Origin of the sequence: Hyphomonas sp., assembly GCF_046313735.1 — a bacterium.
Classification (GTDB): Bacteria; Pseudomonadota; Alphaproteobacteria; order Caulobacterales; family Hyphomonadaceae; genus Hyphomonas.
This window is the reverse complement of record NZ_JBKBXW010000073.1, coordinates 1-3,300: the sequence shown is the minus strand read 5'-3', so window position 1 is coordinate 3,300 and position 3,300 is coordinate 1. Positions and strand designations below refer to the sequence as shown.

Here is a 3,300-nt window from a genome sequence, read left to right as displayed (position 1 = left end):
TGCGCGCCCGCGTGTCGAGCGATCTCGAGAGCCGTCTGGCCGATACCCCGCGTATCTTCGCCGCCGGTCTCGAACTCGGCGCGGCGGGAGGCGAACTTGCGGCAGCCGTGCTGGCCAGCGGCAAGGCGCAGACGATGACCGCCGCCGACACCGCGCCGGCCTTCGTCGACATGGCATCGCAGCGCGGCCTTGCCAGCGTGCTGGCAGACGAAGAAGCGCTGCCCTTCGCGCCGGAAAGTTTCGACCTGGTCCTGTCGCCGCTGAGCCTGCACTGGGTCAATGATCTGCCGGGCGCGCTGATCCAGATCCGCCGCACCCTGAAACCGGACGGGTTGTTCCTTGGCGCCCTGTTTGGCGCCGGCACGCTGATGGAATTGAGGGACGTGCTGACCGAAGCCGAAACCGAACTCACCGGCGGCCTCAGCCCCCGCCTCTCGCCCCTGCCTGGCCTGCGCGATGCGGCGGCCTTGCTCCAGCGCGCCGGCTTCGCCCTGCCGGTGGCCGACCGCGACACCGTCACCGTGCGCTACCGCGCGCCGGAAGACCTGCTCCGCGATCTGAAAGGGATGGGTGAGCGCGCCGCCTTCATGCCCGGCCATGCGCGGCCGCTGCCCCGGCGGGTGCTGGCGCGCGCGATGGCGCTCTATGCGGAACGTTACAGTGATCCGGACGGGCGGGTGCGCGCGACCTTTGAGATCATCCACCTCTCCGGCTGGGCCCCGGCCCCCGGACAGCCGCAACCGCTCAAACCCGGCAGTGCCAGGATCAACCTCGCCGACGCCGTGCGTGCGTCAGGCAACCCAATTGAAGAAAAATGAGCGCAGCTCAGGAGACGCCGATAACGGCCTCTTCGATCTTGTTATACATCTTGGTGTTTTCTTCCGCGACGCTGGTCACGCCCGCGACGACAGCGACAACGATGAGGGCTGCGATCAGGCCATATTCGACAGCCGTCGCGCCGCGCTCATCGCGGGCGAGGCGGCGGAGGAGTGGTTGGAGCATGGCCATCATCAAGTCCCATCATCGCTTTGCGGCGAGCCAGTCAAACAGGGGTAAATCTGCCGGCGGCGCCTTGTATTGCCGTAGATTTTCCGGCGCCACCCAGGCAATCGCCTGACCCTCCCTCGGATCCATGGCACCGGTCCAGTTTCGACACCCATAGAGTGGCATCAAAAGGTGAAATGCGGGGTAAGCGAAGCTCGCGAAAGTCAGCGGTTCGAGTGCGGTTTCATTAACCGTGATCGAAAGCTCCTCCTGCAGTTCGCGCACCAGCGCCGCTTCCGGCGTCTCGCCCGGCTCGAGCTTGCCGCCGGGAAACTCCCACAGCCCGGCCAGCTGCTTGCCTTCCGGGCGCTGGGCCAGCAGCACCCGCCCCTCCCCGTCAAACAGCGCAGCCGCCACCACCAGCAGGACCGGCCCGCTCATGTCCGGTAGGCGCCGTTGATGTCGACATAGCCATGCGTCAGGTCACAGGTCCAAACGGTCGCCCGGCCGGACCCGGCGCCGACCGAGACGCGGATGGTGAACTCAGGTTTGGCAAACACCGCGCTCGCCGCCGCCTCGTCATAATCCGGCGCGCGGGCACCGTCCTTTGCCACCTGGACATCATCAAACCAGATCGCGAGCCGGCCCGCATCGATGGGCTCATACGCCTTGCCGACGGCCATGACGATCCGGCCCCAGTTTGCATCCCCTGCCGCCATCGCGGTCTTGATCAGGGGGGAGTTGGCAATCTCGCAGGCGATCTTCTTGGCCGAGGCCGGTGTGGCAGCCTCCTCCACCTGAATCGCCGCGACCTTGCTGGCCCCTTCCCCGTCCTTGACCACCTGCATCGCAAGGTCACGACAGACCGCCTTCAGCGCCGCCGAGAAAGCCCGGAAACGCAGATCCTCCTCCGAGGTGATCTCGTCCATGCCGCTCGCCCCGGTGGCAAAGACCATCAGCGTGTCGGAGGTGGAGGTGTCGCCGTCCACCGTGATCGCATTGAACGTCTCATCCGCCGCACGGGCGAGCGCGAGTTGCAGCAGCACCGGCGCAATCGCGGCATCGGTGAACACATAGGACAGCATCGTCGCCATGTTCGGCGCGATCATGCCGGAGCCCTTGGCGATGCCGGCAAAGCGCACCTCGGCGCCGCCGATCTCCGCGACCTTGCCGGCGCCCTTGGGGTAGGTGTCCGTCGTCATGAAAGCGCGGGCGAGCGCTTCCCAGTCCGGCGCGCCAAGTTTCACGGACAAGTCCGGCACAAACGCGCCCACATAGTTCGGATCGCTCAGCGGCTCACCGATGACACCGGTTGCCGCCAGGAAACATTCTTCCCTGGGCGCGCCGAGCGCCTCAGTCAGCGCCTTCAGCGTCGCCTCATTCTTGAGGACGCCTTTCGGCCCGGTGAAGGCATTGGAATTGCCCGAATTGGCTACCAGCGCCCGCGCGCGTCCGCCCCCTGCCGCCAGCGCGTCCCGGCACCAGCGCACATCGGCCGACGCCGTCAACGAGCGGGTGAACACGCCGCCACAGGCCGTGCCGGGCTCGAAGACAGCGAGAAACACATCATCGCGCGTCACACCGCGCCGCGCATAGAAGCCGCGGCTGCCGGCCGCCGCGCGCACCCCGCGCACCTCCGGCAGTTCAGGAAAGGATTCCGGCGCAAAAGGCGAAGTTTTAAGGTTCAAAGATCATCTCCCATGATCGGATCGGAGGGCAAAGCAGGCGGGGTGTCAGGCTCGTAGCTTTCCCCGCCGCGGGCAATCTCCGCCTCGGCGCGCAGGCGGCGCAGGATGCGGCTGACTTCGCCGAAGGTGAGCAGCGTCGCGATCTCGGGGCGCATCTCCTCGCGCGTCTTTGGGGGGCGGGTGCGCCGGTCCTTCACTTTCAGGATATGCCAGCCGGCCTCTGATTCGAACGGCGCCGACACCTCGCCCACCGCCGTGTTGGCAATCACCAGCGGGAACGGCTCCGGCTGGTCATTCGGCGCCACATAACCGAGGTCGCCATTCTCCATCCGCGTCGCGGTATCTTTCGAATGGTTGAAGACGAGGCTTTCGAATGTCTCTCCCGCCTGGATGCGCAGCCAGACCGCCTCGGCGTCTGCCTGGCTCTCAGTCAGGATATGCGCGATCGAGACTTGGTCATTCAGCTGCTGCAGCCGCACCTGTTCGGAATACATCCGGTCGACCGCTTCATCGGTGACCTGTTCGGCCACCAGATTCTCGACCAGCAGATTGCCGAGGATGCGCTCACGCGCGAGCTCCAGCCGGCGCTGCCCGAACGGGTCGCGGTCGAGCCCCTTACGCAGCGCTT

At 66.4% G+C, this 3,300-nt stretch carries 5 protein-coding genes; 1 reads left to right on the top strand and 4 read right to left on the bottom strand.

Annotated elements, in window-relative coordinates:
• The coding region (locus ACK4SV_RS16325) for a methyltransferase domain-containing protein (protein ID WP_409918902.1) at positions 1 to 818 on the top strand (818 nt) is incomplete at its 5' end.
• Between the two features lie 7 nt (positions 819 to 825).
• Here ACK4SV_RS16325 and ACK4SV_RS16320 read toward each other — a convergent pair.
• The 4 genes from ACK4SV_RS16320 to ACK4SV_RS16305 all read right to left on the bottom strand — a co-directional run.
• The gene (locus ACK4SV_RS16320) at positions 826 to 1,002 is read right to left on the bottom strand and encodes a Flp family type IVb pilin (protein ID WP_409918901.1); all 177 of its coding nucleotides are present in this window, start codon (positions 1,000 to 1,002) and stop codon (positions 826 to 828) included.
• A gap of 18 nt (positions 1,003 to 1,020) precedes the next feature.
• Entirely contained in the window at positions 1,021 to 1,425 is a 405-nt protein-coding gene (mutT, locus tag ACK4SV_RS16315; RefSeq protein WP_409918900.1) for an 8-oxo-dGTP diphosphatase MutT, read from the bottom strand.
• Entirely contained in the window at positions 1,422 to 2,672 is a 1,251-nt protein-coding gene (gene argJ, locus ACK4SV_RS16310; protein WP_409918899.1) for a bifunctional glutamate N-acetyltransferase/amino-acid acetyltransferase ArgJ, read from the bottom strand. Before argJ ends, mutT begins: the two co-directional genes overlap by 4 nt.
• The coding region (locus ACK4SV_RS16305) for a peptidylprolyl isomerase (RefSeq protein WP_409918898.1) at positions 2,669 to 3,300 on the bottom strand (632 nt) is incomplete at its 5' end. The genes argJ and ACK4SV_RS16305, both read right to left, overlap by 4 nt.